The organism is Thermomonospora cellulosilytica, from assembly GCF_014138835.1.
GTDB classification, from domain to species: Bacteria; Actinomycetota; Actinomycetes; order Streptosporangiales; family Streptosporangiaceae; genus Thermomonospora; species Thermomonospora amylolytica.
The window spans coordinates 6,843,099-6,858,934 of the sequence record NZ_JACJII010000001.1 but is presented as its reverse complement, the minus strand read 5'-3'; the positions used below and the strand labels follow the sequence as shown (position 1 = coordinate 6,858,934).

Below are 15,836 nucleotides of genomic sequence, written 5' to 3'. Positions count from 1 at the left end.
CGGCGCCGCAACCCCGAGAACCTTATCAACGCCAACTAGGTCGCTCAAGGTGAATCGGCAACATCCGGGCTGTTGGTGGAAGGGATGTCAAGTCCGGAGTGTGATGAGATTCACCCATCTGAAATACCTCCGGCGGTCATGTGCAGGGCCGCCAGGATCGCCGCGTGCACGACGGCGACCGGAGTGTAAAGGTCCTTATCGTGCCACATGGGCGGATTGTTCGATTCAATGGATCCGGTGCGGACGGCCTCCCGCAGCACCGCGGCGCCGCGCGCCGCGGCCCGCCGGACCTCCGGCTCCTCGGCACCCTCCGGCCCGCTCAGCAGCAGGACGTGCAGCGCGTAGGCGGTCTCCTCCGGGGTGCCCTCCCACAGGCCCCACGAGCCGTCCGGCCGCTGGGTCCGCAGCGTCCAGCGCCTGGCGCGCTCCACCGCCGGGCGCGCTCCGGGGCCGCCGAAGCCGGCCAGCGCCGGTGCGGCGCAGGCGGTGGCGTAGTAGGGCGACGCGTGCCAGCGGTCGGTCCACTGCCCGTCGGGAAGCTGCTGCTCGCAGAGCCAGCCCGCGACCTTCGCCACGGTCGCCGCATACCGTTCCGCCGGTCCGCGGACGGTCGCCAGATGCCGCCCGAAGGCCTCCAGGACATGGGCGTTCGTGGTGATGGACCGGCCGTCCTCGCCCCGCCAGGTGCAGAAGTGCGTCGGCGTCTCGTACCCCCACAGCACGTCCGGCGGGTGCGGCGCGCCCGCCAGGGCCAGCGCGTACAGCGCGGCCGAGGTGGTGTCGGCGTCCGCGGGCAGCCCGGCCGCCGCGGGCGCGCCCGCCGGCCCGATCGCCTCCCGCAGTTCGCGCACCAGCCGCTCCGGCGCCCGCACCGGGACGCCGGCGCGGATCAGCCAGCTCAGCACCCAGCCCCGTTCGAACACGGTGATCGGCAGCCCGCACGGCACCGGCCCGCCGTGCGCCCGGGCCGCCGTCTCCAGGTAGCGGCGGGCCGGGTGGTGCGGCGGCGGCTCGGCGGGGCCCAGCCAGGCGGCGGTGGCCGCGGGCGACGCCCCGATCGTCCCGGTGTGCTCGGGGGCGGTGCCGCGCGCCCCGGCCGCCGCGTCGCCGGCGATCTCCAGCGCGTGCCACAGCTTGTCCGGCAGGTCCGCCCCGGCCCGCACCAGCGAGCCGATCAGCGCCGCCTTCGCGCCGTCCATCCCGGCGGGCGGGACCAGCCGGCGCCCGGACGGCCCTCCGTCCAGATGCTCCAGATGGTCGTTGATCCGGTCGATCAGCACCGGGACGATCAGCTCCACCGCGGGCATGTCCGGGATCGGCGGCCCGCCGCCCTCCAGCCACTCGCCCAGCGCGGTCAGGCCCCGGTCGACGGCCTTGCGGGGGCCGCTCCGGTCGGCGGGGCCGCGGCGCAGCTCCGCCAGCAGCGCCTCCACCGCGCTCAGCGTGGGGACGAGCGCGTAGCCGCGGTGGGGGGCGCCCCAGCCGCCGTCCGGCCGCTGGGTCCGCACCAGATACCGCACCCGCTCGTCGTGGAGGGCCAGCCAGGGCGCCAGGCCGACCAGCCGCCCGGTCTCGTACACCGAGGGGGTGACCTGACCCCAGGGGTGCTCCAGCAGACCGTTGACCAGCTCGTCGGCGGAGGCGGCGATGTCGATGCCCGGATCGATCCGGGGCGTCCCCGTGGCGGTCCGGGGGAGCCCGTGGTCGATCACGGCGCCCCCCAGTAGTCGGTCACGCGGTAGAAGCCGGCGCAGAAGTCCATCTGGCGCTCCATGTAGTCGGCCTCGCGCGGGTGCTCGGCGCGGGCGAGCTCCAGCAGCCGCCGGGCCTCGGCGGTGGCCTCGGCGACGCGCCGCCCGACCTCCTCCCGGGTGGCGTCCAGCAGCAGGGCGTTCAGATCGCCCCACTTCAGGTCGCGCTCGTAGGTGCCCAGGTCGTTCAGCAGCCGGATGACCCGCTGCACCGCACGGCTCGCCTGCCGCACCGGGTCCACCCCGCCGCCCGGCCCGGTTCCGCAGGTGGCGATCCAGTGCGCCGCGAACACGAACGAGAAGCCCAGGTTGTCGGCGTTGTCCAGGTACTCGGCGAGCGTGGGGCGGCCGGTGTCGCCGTCCCGGCGCGCGGCCTTCCAGGTCCACTCCCGGGCCATCGCCGCCAGCATCCGGCGCAGCTCGTCCCGCCACACCCCGCCCAGCTCGGCGAACGCGGGCAGCGCGGCCAGCTCGTCGCGGATCTCCGCCAGGAACACGGTCAGCTCGTCGTCCGCGGCCGGCCGGGCGCCCCCGGCCACCGCCTCGCAGCGTTCGACGATCCGGGTCACCTCGGCCTCCGTGGTGGCCGCGTAGTCCACCAGGTAGTCCAGCGCGAAGCACCACAGGCACATCCGGTTGGCCATCCGCAGCTCGTCGGCGGTGTGCCAGGGCCCGCTGAACGCCGCGGCCAGGGACAGCGTGCTGAACAGCGCGGGGTCGAACGCCTCGGCCCCGAACAGCCCCGGGTAGGCGGCGGCCCAGGAGCGCATCTGCCGCTGGGCCTGCCCGGCGACCGCGCTGATCCGTCCGCTGATCCGGGCCGCCGGCACCGCGTCCCGGCCGGTCTCCTCCGCCAGCGACGGGGCGTTCACGAGTCGTCCCCGGCGGGTTCGAGCGTCATGGTGAAGTCGACCTTGGGCCGCAGCGTCGCGCCGATCCGGGCGTCCGGCCGTTCGGGCAGCGACACCCTGACGTGGTACCGGCTCATCACGGCGGTCAGGATGAGCTGCGCCTCGACGTTGAACACGTGCCGGCCGATGCACTGGTGGGGGCCGCCGCCGAACGGGAAGTAGGCGTAGCGGTGGTGGCGGCGCGCCTGCTCCGGGGCGAACCGGTCGGGATCGAACCGCAGCGGGTCCGCCCACACCGACGGCAGCCGGTGCGTCAGGAACGGGCTGATCAGCACCGTCTGGCCGGGCTTGATCGGCACGCCGCCGACGACGGTGTGCCGGGTGGCCTGCCGGGGGAAGATCCAGCCGACCGGGTACAGCCGCAGCAGTTCCTGGATGACCTGCTTGACGTAGACCAGGTCGCCCAGGTGGGACGGCCGGACGGGCTCGCCGCCCACCACCCGGTCGATCTCCTCCCGCAGCCTGGCCTCGACCGGCGGGTTCTCGGCCAGCAGCGGCCACAGCCACGACAGCGCCACCGTGGTCGTCTCGGTGCTGGTGGCGAACATGGCCAGCAGGTTGTCGCGGACCCAGGTGTCGTCCAGGTCGCCGCCCTCGGCCAGCCGCGCCTGGCACAGCGCGGTGAAGATGTCGTGGCCCTCGCCGGGGTGGTTCCTGAATCGTTCCACGAGCGCGTAGAGGGTCTCGTCCATCACCTGCACGCCCCGGCGGAACGCGCGGTCGCCCGGCAACGGCACCGCGTGCGGCACGAAGGGCAGCAGGAAGCGGTAGGCGATGTTGACCGCCACCTCCTCCATGGCGGGGATCAGCCGGTCGGCCTCGGCCTGGGTGATCTTGCCGCCGAACAGCACCCGGATCACGGTCTCGTTGACGATCCGGCTCATCTCCGGCAGCACCGGCAGCGGCCGCCCCTCCCGGGCGGGCCCGTCGAACCGGGCCACCACGTCGTTGATGGCCTCGGCCATCCGGTCGGTGGCGGAGTTGACGTTGCGGGCGGTGAAGACCGGCTGCAGCACCCGCTTGCTGCGCTCCCAGGGCTCGCCCTCGCTCATGATGCCGTCGCCGAACAGGCCGTGCAGCGGCTGCCAGAACGTGCCGATGCGCAGGAAGTTGTCCGACTCGCGGCGGAGCACCTGCTGGACGTGGTCGGGATGGGTGACCAGGAAGGGCCGGGAGGCGCCCAGATCGAGCCGCACCACCTCGCCGTCGGCGGTACGGGCGATGCGCAGCACTTCTTCGAGAGGGTCTCGCAGGAAGCCGGGAAGTGTGCGGTAAAGGGGGAAGCTTCTCGCCTTGCGGGTGGGACCCGCCTCGACGTCCACGGACATTTTGTTACGGCCCCTATCGGTGTTCTCCGGTGCGCGAAAAGGGGGCGCCGGCTCGCGGACCGGAACCCCCTCCCGGTTTGTCCGATTTGTGGTGACTCGTGCTAAATGTGATGTATAGGGTATTCATGGGGAGTATCACATGATCAACTTCCCCTGGCAACCCTCTTGGTCACTAGGTTTCGGTCACCTTGGGTGATCTGGGTCACCATGGGCGTGTCACCTGGGCGCTTACCGCGAGTCACGTAATGGATACGTGACTAACTGCCTTCCGCATCAACAGTTAGTGGCCTCTCCGAAAAGAGGAGCCGGGACGTCCGCCCAGTGTGATCGAACGTCCTGCTTCCCGGATCCCAAACCGGCCGAGGTCGCCGTTGTGTTACTGGAAGGTTTCTTTTTCACATCAGTCACTCGCGTAACAGGGGGGCCGGCCGGTTTTCGGACACCCTCCGCGCGCGCGTTCCGGCGGCGCGCGGCGCCCGCGGCTCGTAGGGTTGCCCGGCGGAACGGACGTCCGTCGCGGATCGGAGGACGAGCAGTGGCCGACCAGCCCACCATGACCGAGACCTACCTGGAGACCGCCGCCTCGGCCCTGGCGCTGCTGACCGACCCCGCCGTGGCCGGCCAGTGGTCGCGGCCGAGCGCGCTGCAGGGATTCACGGTGGGCGGGCTCGCCGAGCACCTGGCCCTGCAGATCTCCAGCGTGACCGCCGTGCTCGCCGCCGAGCCCGCACAGCAGGTCGTCGGCCTGCTGGAGCACTACTCCCGGATGACCTGGCTGGGCGCCGACCTGGACGCCGAGCCCAACGCGGCGATCCGCCGGAACGGCGAGGAGCGGGCCGCCGAGGGCCCCGCCGCCCTGGCCGGGCAGGCCGAGGCCGCCCTGGCGGAACTGCGCACCGTCCTGCCCGGCCTGCCGCCCGACCGCCCCGTCCGCGCCATGCGCTACGAGTGGTCCCTGCGCCTGGACGACCTGCTGACCACCCGCGTCATGGAGATGGCCGTCCACTCCGACGACCTGGCCGTCAGCGTCGGCATCCCCACCCCCGCCCTGCCCCCGCACGCCGTCGAGGTCGTCACCGCCCTGCTGACCCGCCTGGCCGTCCGCCGCCACGGCCCCACCGCGGTCCTGCGCGCCCTCAGCCGCGCCGAACGCGCCCCCGCCACCATCTCCGCCTTCTGACCACCGCTCGCCGCCCCACCGATCCGTATGCGGTGGGATGCCGGGGCCGGGAACGCGGAAGGCCACGGCCGGATGGGCGGCCGTGGCCTTCGCGGGTCGGTGGGGCCGGGGCGGACGATCGCGGCGGAGCGGGTGGTCCGCCCGGCTTCCCGGGAGACGGGGTCAGACGTTGACGCCGAAGTCCTTGGCGACGCCGGCCAGGCCGGAGGCGTAGCCCTGGCCGATGGCGCGGAACTTCCACTCGCTGCCGTGCCGGTAGAGCTCGCCGAAGACCATGGCGGTCTCGGTGGAGGCGTCCTCGGTGAGGTCGAAGCGGGCGATCTCGGAGTTGTCGGCCTGGTTGACCACCCGGATGAAGGCGTTGCGGACCTGGCCGAAGGACTGGCCGCGCTGGTCGGCCTCGTGGATGGAGACGGGGAAGACGATCCGGGCGACCTCGGCGGGCACCGCGGCCAGGTCGACCTTGATCTGCTCGTCGTCGCCCTCGCCCTCGCCGGTGAGGTTGTCGCCGGTGTGCTCGACCGAGCCGTCCGGGCTGCGCAGGTTGTTGAAGAACACGAAGTGCTGGTCCGACAGCACCCGGCCGGACTCGTTCAGCATCAGCGCGCTGGCGTCGAGGTCGAAGTCGGTGCCGGTGGTGGAGCGCACGTCCCAGCCCAGTCCGATGGTGACCGCCGTCAGGCCCGGAGCCTCCTTGCTCAGCGACACGTTGCCGCCCTTGGCCAGACTGACACCCATGGGGTTCTCCTCATTCGTCGTCGTGTACTGCTGCGTCAACGGGGCACGCGCGGAGACGGTTCCCCTGGCGGGCGGCCGCTCCGGGTCCGACGCTACGCGTCCCGGCGGCCCCGCGCCGGGTTCATGAGGAAACGGGCGCCGGGTCCGTGGCGCGGCGCACGGCCGTATCGCCACCGTATCGCCGCGGCCGGGCCCGCGTTCAGTCCCACCAGAACGACCAGTGCTCCGCGTCGACCAGGGACTCGGCGTACCGCGTGAGGTCGCCGCAGCCCTGCCGGACGTTGTCGGGACAGAACGCGTGGTGCTCGACGGCGATCTCGATCGCCTGGTCGAGGGTCGCCGGGGGAGCGGCCACCGACAGGTCCAGGGTGGCGAAGCCCACCGACGTCACCCGGGCTCCGAACCTGTCCTCCCACGACCGCACCACCGCGGAGATCTCCTGGGTGTGGTCGGTGTGGTTGCACGGCCCCGACCAGCCCATCCGGGTGAGGGCGTCGGCGCCCCGGCCGGCCGGCACCAGCCCGAGCAGCACGGAATCACCGACGTGGCAGGCGAGGACGTGCTCGCGCGCCGTCTTGTCCGGATCACCGCCGGGCGGGCCCGCCGGGGCCAGGCCGGGCCAGGGGCCGCGCGGCACCCCGTTGCCGTCGACCTGCACGCCCTCGCCGGCGTCCTCGGGCAGTTCCTCGCTCACCCACTCCCAGAAGCGCTGCAGCACCCCGCCGGCCTCCAGCACGTCGATCGCGCCGACCGAGGCGGGCGGGAACAGCTCCCCGGAGTGCCAGGGCCGGTCGGACTCGTCGCGCAGGGTCTTCAGCAGCAGCGGATAAAAGCCGGTCTCCGGGTGGCTCTCGTGCAGCCGCGTCCACAGCGCGGCGGCGTCCGGCACCGGCTCGTCCGACACCCACATCACGGGCCCGCCGGGCCAGTCCCCCTCGTCGGGAACGATCAGGCGTCCCGGCGGCAGCCCGGGAGGCAGTACGCCGAACGGCCCGTCAAGAAGCTCAGCCATGCCCGGCAACCTAACGGGCGGGTGCGACATTCCGGCGTTCCGCCTCCTGACCGGTCAGCTCCTCGATCAGCCCGGTGAACCCCTCCGCACCGTGGCCGCGGGCGATGCGGCGTTCGATCATGGCGTGCAGGCGGTCGACCGGCTCGGTGTCCATGCCGGTCGCCGCCCGCAGGTCGCGCAGGCGGCCGACCACGGGCAGGTGCACGGTCAGGGGAGCGGGGCCGACGGGGTAGCGGCGCTCCTTGACCTGGCGGGCGGTGTCGGGGGCGGCCTGGGCGACGTGGCCGATCTGCCCGCCCGCGAACGCGGCGAACGCCTCCACGTCGGCGCCGGACGCCCGCACCGTCGCGAGGGCGTTCAGGTACGCCGTCTCGGCCTCGTACCACAGCCCCAGCAACGCCAGGTCGTACAGGCAGGCCAGGCCCGGGTCGTCGCCCAGGTGGTGAACGGTGCCGAGGTGGTCCAGCACGGTCCGGTGCGTCTCGAACGCCTGCCGGGGGCCGCTGTGGAGGAACACGGCGTCCGGGGTGCCGACCAGCTCGGGGGAGGCCTGGACGACGCCGTCGAGGTAGCGGGCGCCGTGCTCGCCGGCCCATGCGGCGGTGTCGCGCGCCTGGGCGGGCGTGCCGGTGGTGAGGTTGACCAGCGTCCGCCCGGCGACCGCGTCGCCCACCGCGCCGAGCACCTTCCGCACCGCCGGATAGTCGGTCACGCAGACGACCGTGAGCGGGCTCGCCGTCACCGCCTGCGCCGCCGTCGCGGCCCGCCGGGCTCCGCGTTCCACCAGGTCGTCGCCCTTGCCGGGGGAACGGTTCCAGACCGTGACCGGGTGGCCGTGGTCGAGGAGCACGCGGGCCAGGGCCGTCCCCATGGCGCCCAGGCCCAGCACCGTCACCGGGGTCTCGTTCATCATCGCCTCCCGTCTTATTTAATTACGAGTCGTAACGTAACATATCCTGCCCTCGCAGCGTTACGGCTCGTATCGAATGGCGGGGATAGGCTGGCGGCGTGTCGGCACGCTCCTCGGCCCCGCGCGCCGGTCGCCCACGTGACCGGCAGATCGACGCCTCCGTCCTCAACGCTGCGCTCGCCGTGCTGGACGAGTCCGGCTACGCCGGGCTGCGGATCGAGGAGGTCGCCCGCCGCGCCGGCACCACCAAGCCCGCGATCTATCGCCGCTGGCCCGGCCGCCCGCACCTGGTCCTGGCCGCCCTGGCCGCCCGGCTGGGCACCGTCCGCGCCCCCGACACCGGCTGCACGCTGTGCGACCTGAACGAGGGCATCAACGTCTTCATCGCGGCGTTCCACCGGATCCGGCCGGACGTGCTGGGGCCGCTGCTGGCCGACTGCTCCGCCGACCCCGGCCTGCGGTCGACGTTCATGGCGACGCTGTTCGACCCGCCGCGCGCCGCCGTCGCGGAGATGCTCGACCGGGCCGTGGCCCGCGGCGACCTGCGCGCCGACATCGACCGCAGCCTGGTCCTGGACATGCTGGGCTCACTGGTCCACTACCGCGCCCTGTTCGGGCACGCGCCCAACGGCCCGGCCGAGGTCGAACGCGCCGTCGAGGCCCTGCTGCGCGGAATCGCCACCGACTACCCCGCCCTCCTGGAGCACAGCCGCCGACTGGCCGCCCACGCCGCGGCGCACCCGCACGGCTGAGGGCCGCATCGCCGCTCTCCGCGCGCACTTCGGCGGGACGAAACGCCCCTCCCGTGTGCCTAGTCGGTGGGGACGAGCCGTTCGACCAGGGTTTCGACCAGGGCGGGGATGCGGTCCTCGGAGATGACCTCGGGGAGGGTGAGGCGGTCCAGGATGAGCCAGTTGAGGGCCAGATAGAGCAGGACCACGGTGGTCGCGTCGCCGGGGAGGCCCGTCTTGACGTGGAAGTCGACGTTCGCCTCCAGGTCGTCACGGATCTGGCGGGTCAGGATCTCCCGCAGGCGGGGGCGGCGGGTGGCCTCCAGCCGCAGTTCCAGCAGGGCCAGATGGCCCGAGGGGAACGCCGAGATGCGTTCGACCAGGTCGCGCATGAGGGCGGTCAGCCTGGCGCGGTCGCGGGGGCCCTCCAGCGCCATGGTGACGGTGGCGTTGTCGGGCTGGAGCCGTTCGTAGACGCGGGCGCCCGCCTGGGTGAGCAGGTCGTCGCGGTTGGCGAAGTAGTTCGACGCCGTTCCCTTCGGCACTCCGGCGGCCTCGTCGACCGCGCGGAACGTCAGGCCGCGCGAGCCCTCGCGGGCCAGCACCTCGATGGCGGCGTCCAGCAGCGCGGCCCGCCGTTCGGGGTTCTGCCGCATGACCGTCCTCCTCCGATTGACACCACTCCAACTTTAGTACTACGTTCAAACCACTACAGATGAAGCACTCTGGTCGGAGTGCTTGAAGGGGGGACGCATGCGCAGGCTCGTCTACTACGTCGGCATGTCCATCGACGGCTTCATCGCGGGGCCGGACGGGGAGGTGGACTTCTTCCCGGTGACGCCCGACGTCCTGGAGTTCTTCCGCGAGGACTATCCGGACGTCCTGCCGACCCACGTCCGGGAGCAACTCGGCATCGACGCCGACAACAGGAACTTCGACACGGTGATCCAGGGGCGCCGCACCTACGAGCCGGCCCTGGAGATCGGGGTGACCAGCCCGTACGCCCACCTGCGCCAGTACGTGGTGTCCGGCGGCCTGGGCGGGAGCCCCGACCCGGCGGTGGAGATCGTCTCCGGCGACCCGCTGGCCAGGATCCGGGAGCTGAAGGCGGAGGAGGGGCGCGACATCTACCTGGCCGGCGGCGCCCGCCTGGCCGGGACGCTGCTGCCGGAGATCGACGACCTGGTCATCAAGCTCTACCCGGTGGTCGCCGGGACGGGGATCCCGCTGTTCGGCGCGGACTTCTCGCCGGTCCACTTCGAGCTGACCGGCACCCGCCCGCTGGAGGGCGGCATGGTCGTCCTGACCTATCGGAAGAAGTGATCGATGCGATAGGAAGATCCTCATGACCGCGCTCGGCATGATCTTCCGCCCCCAGTTCCCGCCCGAGCGGCTGCGCGCCGTCGCCCGCGCCGCCGACGAGGCGGGGCTGGAGGAGCTGTGGCTGTGGGAGGACTGCTTCCTGGAGAGCGGCGTCGCCAGCGCCGCCGCCGCCCTCGCCTGGACCGAACGCCTGCGCGTCGGGATCGGGATCCTCCCCGTGCCGCTGCGGAACGTCGCGCTCACCGCCATGGAGGCCGCCACCCTGGAACGGATGTTCCCCGGGCGGATGATCCTGGGCGTCGGCCACGGGGTGCAGGACTGGATGGGCCAGGTCGGCGCGCGGGCCGAGTCCCCCCTGACGCTGCTGCGCGAGCACCTGGACGCCCTGCGCGCACTCCTGCGGGGCGAACGCGTCACCACGAAGGGCCGCTACGTGACGTTGGACGACGTGGCCCTCGACTGGCCCCCGGCCACCGCCCCGGCCGTGCTCGCGGGCGCGACCGGCCCGCGCACCCTCCGGCTGAGCGGCGAGGCCGCCGACGGCACCATCCTCACCGCGGGCACGTCGCCCGAGGCGGTACGCCGGGCCCGCAGCCTCATCGACGAGGGCCGCGGCACGTCGTCCGGCCCGCACCGGGTGGTCGTCTACTTCCACGCCGCCACGGGACCCGACGCGGCCGCCCGCATGCACGCCGAACTCGCGGCCTGGGGGGACGCCTCCGCCCCCGACATCTCCGCCGCCGGGGACGCCGAGACGATCGCCGAGGCCGTCCGCCGCCTGGCCGAGGCGGGGGCGGACGCCGTGATCCTCCAGCCCACCGCCGACGAACCCGACCCGGAGGGCTTCGCCCGCCTCATCGCCGAACAGGTCCGCCCCCGCGTCCCCTGACCTGGCGTAACACCGTTACGGACCGCACCGATAACCCGGCGGAAACCGAAGGCCCCCCACCGCACATGGACGCATGTCCATTTCGAGTGGATGGAGGGGCGATGATGCGGTCCGCCGTGAGAGGGACCCTGCTCGCGATCGCCGTTTCGGTCACCGCGCTGTCACCGGCCGCCCCGGCGGAGGCTCGGGCGGCCCGCCCCAAGCCCACCTCCTACGGAACGGTCGAGATCCGCTGGGGCGAGTTCTACACCACCCCCAACGGCACCCGCATAGGCTGGGGACCCCTCGGTTCCCTGCGAATTCTGGACCCCACCGGAAAAGGCGACGACTACTGCGTCTGGAGCGCCCACCACGGCACCCGCCGCACCCGCCCCTATCTGGAGGTGGAACAGGCCGGCCGCACCTCCGTCCCCACCCGGAACGCCGTGGTCCTGCTCCAGGACCACAGAACCCGGATCGGCCTGATGACCCGCGACAGGAAACTGACCAGGGTCCGCGTCTTCCTGCCCCGAGCCGACTTCACCCACCCGAGAACCCTCCGCGGCTTCACCCCCCACAAGGACGCCTACTACCAGAGCACCCCCACCTGCGCCCTGGTCCGGACCGGCACCTTCGCCGCCACCTGACGCCTGTCGTCTCCGCGCCGGTGCGGTCGCGTCCCGTGGCCGTACGCCGCCGGGGCGGCCGATCACGGGGAATCGCCACGACGGGTGGCCGCGCTGACCGCGGTGATCGGCCGCCACGTCCATCCGGGGGTCGCGGGTCACCGCGACGTAGAAGTCGGCGCCCAGCGCGACGACGAAGCCCCGGGCGTACAGGAAGCCGTCGTCCGAGCCGTCGGTCACCTCCTGGACGTCGGCCCGGTCGATGTCGTACAGCCTCCGCTCCAGCACCCGGTCGAGGTCGGTCAGTTCGCCCGCCGACACCGGTCGTCTGCGTTCAGGACGCCGCCGACATGGGTCACAGGTCGTGGACGCCTGCCTTGATCCCGGTGCTGAGGGCGTGCCAGGCGGCGGGGGCGAGGTGGAGGACGGGACCGGCCGGGTCCTTGGAGTCCCGGACCGCGACACAGCGCTCGGCGGGGGAGACCTCGACGCAGTTGTTCTCGTAGGAGCCGCTGTGGCTGCTCTTGCGCCAGGCCGCAGCAAGCTCGACGCAGCTCCCTTCGTTGCCGCCGCTGTGGCTGCTCTTCCGCCAGATCGCCGCGACCTCGACGCAGCTACCCTCGCTGGCGCCGCTGTGGCTGCTCTTCCGCCAGGCTGAGCTGGACAGCTCTTGGAGACTCATAGCCCTGACAATATCCGGTCGATGACTTCCCATGATCGGGTTTCGTCCAGCGTGGCTGGCAGGAGGTGGGTGAATATTTCTTCGTATTGAGTCACCTCCTGGTCGTCCTCCATGAAGACGCTGCGTGTCACGAGTTCGGCCACCGCCACGGTGAGGTGGCCAGGCGGGCGTAGAGTGATCAGGTCGAATGGAACATTAATCCAAAGATATGCGCTGGAGGTGAAGGGGAGTATGCGCAACGTGACATGGTCCAGCATCGCGGCCTCTGCCAGACGTACCAGTTGAGCGCGCATCACTGCACGTCCACCTACGAGCTGATGCAGGACAGACTCGCTGATGACCACCTGATAGACGGGCGGGTCGACGCGCTGCCAGATGGCCTGCCTGGCCATTCGAAATGCCACCAACTCGTCGTTGTCACGGGTTGATGTCGGCAGGCCGGTTTCGATCACTGATCGTGCGTAATCCTCGTTTTGCAGCAGCCCGGGCACCAGGTTGGGCTGGAAGGTTCGTATCGATGCCGAGTCGTTCTCCAGGCTCGCCAGGTCAAGAGCGGCAGGAGAGATCCGGTCCCGGAATTGGTGGGTCCAGTTCTTGCGGCGGCCCTGGCGGGCCAGGTGGCACAGGGACTCGCGGAGGGTGGGGTCCTGGACGCCGTAGAAGTCCAGCAGGTCGATCAACTCGTCGAGGCGGATGGGCAGCAGGCCGTTCTCGATGTTGCTGAACCAGCCTTGGGAACGGCCGTAGCGACGGGCGGCGGCGCCCATGGTCAGACCGGCGTCTTCGCGGGCCTGGCGCAGGGCACTGCCGATGCGGCGATATCTGACCGAGGGCCGGTGCGGAGACGGCATGCCGCCACGTTTACACGCTGCGCGACCGTCCGGTTGCGGAAACCGTGGAGGTTGAACGTTCAGTGCGGTGAACGGCGGGCCGCGCAGATCCTTGCCCGGCGGCCGGAACGGCGCGCGGGGAACGCGGCGGCCGGTGAACCTGGGGCGGTCACCGGAACGGAAGGGAGCCGGCGTGGTCGTCTCCGAAACGAGATTCAGATTGCTGGCCTGGCTGGGCTGGGAACTGCGGGCGGCGTCCGTGGGGTCGTGGATGGTGATCCCGGCGAAAGGGGAGCCGGTGCTGTACGTCCGCTGCGCGAGCGGGGCGCGGGACGCGGTGCTGGCGGTCCGGCGGGGGCGTTCCTGGCGGGTGGTCTGGCGGGCGCGGGAACTGGAGACGGACGCGGCGCGGCTGAAGTCCGTCGCCCGGCGGATCGCGCGGGAGGCGACGGCGTGAGCGAACGGAGCGAGTTCACGAACGCCGTCGTCGTCGGGGGGTGTGAGGGGGCGTCCCCTCACAAGGAGGGCCGCGTGAACGGAGGGCTCGTCGTGCTCGGCACCCTCACCGTTCCCGGGGATGCCGCCCACGTGAGGAGGGTGCGGGCGTTCGCCCGGGAAGTCCTCGGGGCGGACCATCCGCTGCTGGGGGACATCGGGTTGTGCCTGACCGAGAAGTTCGGCAACGCGGTCCGGCACACCGCGTCCGGGCGGGGCGGGATGGTCGTCGTCACCCTGCTGGGCGGGGACGGGCTGGTGCGCAGCGAGGTCACCGACGACGGGGCGGGGGGAGAGCGGCCCCGCCGGCCGGGGCACGGGGAGCTGGCCGAGAACGGGCGCGGTCTGCTCCTGGTCGCGGCACTCTCACGGCGCTGGGGTTACGAGGCCGACGGCGTGCGGACGACCGTGTGGGCCGAGTACTGACCGGGCTCGCGCGGCAGGCGGGCGCCCGCATGGCGGCCGTCGCCGCCGGGGCGTCAGGTGTCCAGCTCGGTCCTGCGGTTGCCGAAGCGCACCCAGGTGTGCAGCAGGAGCATCATCTCGATGCGGCGGTCGGGGTCGGTCAGCGCCTCCCCGAACATCTCCTCCAGCCGCCGGATCCGGTAGCGCACCGTCTGCTCGTGGACCAGCAGCCGTTCCGCCGCGGCCACCGCGTTGTCGCGGTTCTCCATGTAGGTGAGCAGGGTGTGCGCCAGCGGCTCGCGGCGGTGCGGGGGCAGCTCCATCAGCGGCGCCAGCCGTTCGTCCAGCGCCACGTTGATCAGCTCCTCGCTCATCGCGGCGACCAGCGTGGGGATGTGGTCCAGGCAGCGCACCGGCCCCTTCTCGGAGATGACGCCGCGTTCCACCAGGCTCAGGGCGTGCCGGGCCCAGCGCAGCGACAGCGCGCCCCGGGTGATCGGCACGGTCGGGCCGACGGCGGCGGCGCACTCGCGGACCAGCGAGGCGATCAGCCGGTCCTGACCCGGCCCGTCCGGATCCGGGACGACCAGGAACGGCGCCGGACCGTGCCAGTCGGCCAGGATCGACGGCGGCATCACCGGCGGCGGATGCCCCAGCGGCGGGCGCACCGCGACCAGGCCGATCGTGCGCGGCGGCTCCCAGCGCGCCGAGCGGGCCAGCTCGGCGATCGCCTCCCGGCTGGCCGGCGGGTCGACGATCAGCAGGTCGCGCAGCCGCCAGCGGGATCGTTCCCGTTCGGTGACGACCTGCTCCTGGGCGGCGGCGTAGCCCTGCGCGGCGGCCCCGGCCAGCTTCTCCAGGAACACGAACAACGACTCGGTGATCTGCCCCAGCACGTCCAGCGACCAGTCCAGCCGCCGGGCGTCCCGGATGAAGCGGCGGCAGGCGACCTGGCCGCTCACCCGGATGGCCGTCTGCAGCCCGTCCAGGCTGCGGCCCTTGCGCGCCTCGTACGCGCCGATGCCGGCGTAGATCCCGGTCAGCTCCGTCCAGTCGAAGTCGGGCCGCCCCATGGCGTCGACGAACTGCCGGACGGTCTCCTGCACCGCCCACTTCATCCGCCGGCCGTACTTGCTGTCGGTGGGGCGGGCGTACTCGGGGACCAGGCCCCGGATCTCCTGCACCATCTCCTCGGCCGCGGCCTCCAGGTAGGGGCGCAGCGGGTCGGCCAGCTCGGCGGGGACCTCGGCGAGCGGTGGATCTTCGGTGGCGGGGACTTTGCCCATGCGGACCCTCCCGGTGACGTGAGTCGCATGTGGCGCGGATAGCGCTCAGCGTTGGCAGTCCACACAACGAGTCACGGCGAGGTAAGTGCCTGAAGTGAGCCGGATCGGGAGCATAATTGTCCGCCAACTCACAAGAACGGGAAATGCCGGGATCCGTAGTCACTGGGACCGCCCGGGCCGCTTCCGGCCGGTATTGCCGCTGACCTGGGGTGGTCGGCGGCGGTGGGAATGTCGGACCCGCCCGCTAGGGTTGGCCGCATGGGTCGCACCAATGCCGAGGTGGCGGAACTGCTGCTGGAGTACGCCGATCTGTTCGCCATGAACGGGGGCGACGACATCCGGGTCCGCAGCTACAGGAAGGCCGCCGAGTCCATCGCGGCGCACCCCGGCGACCTGGCCGCCATCGACGTGCGCACCCTCCCCGACGTCGGCGAGGCCATCGCCAAGAAGGTCGAGGAGGCCCTGCGGCGCGGCACGTTCCGCCAGCTCGAGGACCTGCGCGCCAGGACCCCCGCCGGCGCCCGCAACCTCCTGGCCGTCCCCGGCCTCGGGCCCAGGCGGGCCCTCCGGCTCCACACCGAGCTGGGCGTCGACTCCCCCCGTGCCCTGGCCGCCGCCATCGAGCAGGGCCGCCTGAACGGCATGCGCGGCTTCGGCCCCAGGACCCGCCAGTCCCTCCTCGACGCCATCGCCGCCCTCTGACCCCGCACACGCCGGAACGGCGCCCGCCCTCCCGGCGGCGCGAGGCCGGGCACGGTCT

General features: G+C 72.4%; 18 protein-coding genes. 8 read left to right on the top strand and 10 right to left on the bottom strand.

What is annotated here, in order from left to right:
- Positions 1-110 precede the first annotated feature (110 nt).
- From HNR21_RS32235 to HNR21_RS32225, 3 genes are read right to left on the bottom strand one after another with little or no spacing between them, the layout of a single operon-like run.
- Positions 111-1,712, bottom strand: coding sequence for a prenyltransferase/squalene oxidase repeat-containing protein (locus HNR21_RS32235; protein ID WP_312881474.1), 1,602 nt, complete (start codon positions 1,710-1,712; stop codon positions 111-113).
- Entirely contained in the window at positions 1,709-2,623 is a 915-nt protein-coding gene (locus tag HNR21_RS32230) for a terpene synthase family protein (RefSeq protein ID WP_182708104.1), read from the bottom strand. Before HNR21_RS32230 ends, HNR21_RS32235 begins: the two co-directional genes overlap by 4 nt.
- Positions 2,620-3,984 carry a cytochrome P450 gene (locus HNR21_RS32225; protein WP_182708103.1) on the bottom strand — a complete coding sequence of 455 codons (1,365 nt, stop codon included), beginning with the start codon at positions 3,982-3,984 and terminating at the stop codon, positions 2,620-2,622. The genes HNR21_RS32230 and HNR21_RS32225 overlap by 4 nt, the downstream gene beginning before the upstream one ends.
- A gap of 541 nt (positions 3,985-4,525) precedes the next feature.
- Between HNR21_RS32225 and HNR21_RS32220 the strand changes: the two genes are divergently transcribed.
- Positions 4,526-5,170, top strand: a complete 645-nt coding sequence (locus HNR21_RS32220; RefSeq protein WP_312881472.1) for a maleylpyruvate isomerase N-terminal domain-containing protein — start codon at positions 4,526-4,528, stop codon at positions 5,168-5,170.
- 162 nt (positions 5,171-5,332) lie between these two features.
- On the opposite strand, the gene HNR21_RS32215 is transcribed toward HNR21_RS32220, so the two are convergent.
- The 3 genes from HNR21_RS32215 to HNR21_RS32205 form a co-directional block, all read right to left on the bottom strand.
- The gene (locus tag HNR21_RS32215) at positions 5,333-5,908 is read right to left on the bottom strand and encodes a TerD family protein (RefSeq protein WP_182708102.1); all 576 of its coding nucleotides are present in this window, start codon (positions 5,906-5,908) and stop codon (positions 5,333-5,335) included.
- A 199-nt stretch (positions 5,909-6,107) separates the two neighbouring features.
- A complete protein-coding gene (locus tag HNR21_RS32210) occupies positions 6,108-6,920 on the bottom strand; it encodes a DUF4253 domain-containing protein (protein ID WP_182708101.1) in 813 nt (270 codons plus the stop codon).
- Positions 6,921-6,930: 10 nt separating this feature from the next.
- The gene (locus HNR21_RS32205; protein ID WP_182708100.1) at positions 6,931-7,830 is read right to left on the bottom strand and encodes an NAD(P)-dependent oxidoreductase; all 900 of its coding nucleotides are present in this window, start codon (positions 7,828-7,830) and stop codon (positions 6,931-6,933) included.
- A 98-nt stretch (positions 7,831-7,928) separates the two neighbouring features.
- Here HNR21_RS32205 and HNR21_RS32200 point away from each other — a divergent pair, with 98 nt between their 5' ends.
- Positions 7,929-8,582 (top strand): TetR/AcrR family transcriptional regulator, encoded by a 654-nt coding sequence (locus HNR21_RS32200; protein WP_182708099.1) that lies wholly within the window; start codon positions 7,929-7,931, stop codon positions 8,580-8,582.
- Positions 8,583-8,641: 59 nt separating this feature from the next.
- On the opposite strand, the gene HNR21_RS32195 is transcribed toward HNR21_RS32200, so the two are convergent.
- A complete protein-coding gene (locus HNR21_RS32195) occupies positions 8,642-9,217 on the bottom strand; it encodes a TetR/AcrR family transcriptional regulator (protein WP_182708098.1) in 576 nt (191 codons plus the stop codon).
- A gap of 97 nt (positions 9,218-9,314) precedes the next feature.
- On the opposite strand from HNR21_RS32195, the gene HNR21_RS32190 reads away from it, so the two are divergent.
- The 3 genes from HNR21_RS32190 (at position 9,315) to HNR21_RS32180 (ending at position 11,399) form a co-directional block, all read left to right on the top strand.
- The gene (locus tag HNR21_RS32190) at positions 9,315-9,884 is read left to right on the top strand and encodes a dihydrofolate reductase family protein (RefSeq protein WP_182708097.1); all 570 of its coding nucleotides are present in this window, start codon (positions 9,315-9,317) and stop codon (positions 9,882-9,884) included.
- A gap of 22 nt (positions 9,885-9,906) precedes the next feature.
- On the top strand, positions 9,907-10,773 hold the full coding sequence (locus HNR21_RS32185; RefSeq protein ID WP_182708096.1) for an LLM class flavin-dependent oxidoreductase: 867 nt from the start codon (positions 9,907-9,909) through the stop codon (positions 10,771-10,773).
- A gap of 116 nt (positions 10,774-10,889) precedes the next feature.
- On the top strand, positions 10,890-11,399 hold the full coding sequence (locus tag HNR21_RS32180; protein ID WP_220500383.1) for a hypothetical protein: 510 nt from the start codon (positions 10,890-10,892) through the stop codon (positions 11,397-11,399).
- A 334-nt stretch (positions 11,400-11,733) separates the two neighbouring features.
- Here the strand turns inward: HNR21_RS32180 and HNR21_RS32175 are convergent, their stop codons facing one another.
- Together HNR21_RS32175 and HNR21_RS32170 are read right to left on the bottom strand one after the other, a co-directional pair.
- Positions 11,734-12,060 carry a DUF397 domain-containing protein gene (locus HNR21_RS32175; RefSeq protein ID WP_182708094.1) on the bottom strand — a complete coding sequence of 109 codons (327 nt, stop codon included), beginning with the start codon at positions 12,058-12,060 and terminating at the stop codon, positions 11,734-11,736.
- Entirely contained in the window at positions 12,057-12,911 is an 855-nt protein-coding gene (locus tag HNR21_RS32170; protein ID WP_182708093.1) for a helix-turn-helix domain-containing protein, read from the bottom strand. The genes HNR21_RS32175 and HNR21_RS32170 overlap by 4 nt, the downstream gene beginning before the upstream one ends.
- 172 nt (positions 12,912-13,083) lie before the next feature.
- On the opposite strand from HNR21_RS32170, the gene HNR21_RS36500 reads away from it, so the two are divergent.
- Positions 13,084-13,347, top strand: a complete 264-nt coding sequence (locus HNR21_RS36500) for a hypothetical protein (protein ID WP_182708092.1) — start codon at positions 13,084-13,086, stop codon at positions 13,345-13,347.
- A 74-nt stretch (positions 13,348-13,421) separates the two neighbouring features.
- A complete protein-coding gene (locus HNR21_RS36495) occupies positions 13,422-13,811 on the top strand; it encodes an ATP-binding protein (RefSeq protein WP_182708091.1) in 390 nt (129 codons plus the stop codon).
- 53 nt (positions 13,812-13,864) lie between these two features.
- Here the strand turns inward: HNR21_RS36495 and HNR21_RS32155 are convergent, their stop codons facing one another.
- Positions 13,865-15,076: a PucR family transcriptional regulator gene (locus HNR21_RS32155; RefSeq protein ID WP_182708090.1), complete on the bottom strand. Its 1,212-nt coding sequence runs from the start codon at positions 15,074-15,076 to the stop codon at positions 13,865-13,867.
- 258 nt (positions 15,077-15,334) lie between these two features.
- Between HNR21_RS32155 and HNR21_RS32150 the strand changes: the two genes are divergently transcribed.
- Complete coding sequence (locus tag HNR21_RS32150) at positions 15,335-15,778, top strand: helix-hairpin-helix domain-containing protein (protein WP_182708089.1); 444 nt, start codon at positions 15,335-15,337, stop codon at positions 15,776-15,778.
- The last annotated feature ends 58 nt before the right edge of the window (positions 15,779-15,836 follow it).